We start from the raw sequence: 341 nt of genomic DNA, 5'->3' as shown, positions 1-341 counted from the left end.
CTACGTGGCGGAGGGCTGGCGGGCGCGGATCGGCCCGCGGCCGGACTTCGACCCGGCCGGCTACGTGCAGGCGCGGGCCGGCAGCCGGGCGGTCGCGGACGACCCGTTCTTCCGCTACGTCGCCGAGGCCCGGCTGACGGGGGCCGAGCCGTTCGCGGAGCCGCACCGGCTGAACCTGCCGGCGGTGGACGCGGATTGGTACCGGGCGACCTACCCGGACGTGGGCGGGCGCGAGCCGTTCCTGCACTTCGCCGAGGCGGGCTGGCGGGAGCTGCGCGATCCCGGCCCGGGGCGCTCGACGCTGGCGGCGCTGCTGCGGGTCTGCGGGCTGCGGCCGGCGC

General features: G+C 79.2%; 1 pseudogene. It reads left to right on the top strand.

The window, feature by feature from the left end:
* Nucleotides 1-341 (top strand): annotated as a pseudogene (locus ACLBX8_RS31690) (hypothetical protein); the annotation flags it as partial.

Source organism: Methylobacterium sp. D48H, from assembly GCF_053345715.1.
This window is presented reverse-complemented; position numbering and strand designations above follow the sequence as displayed.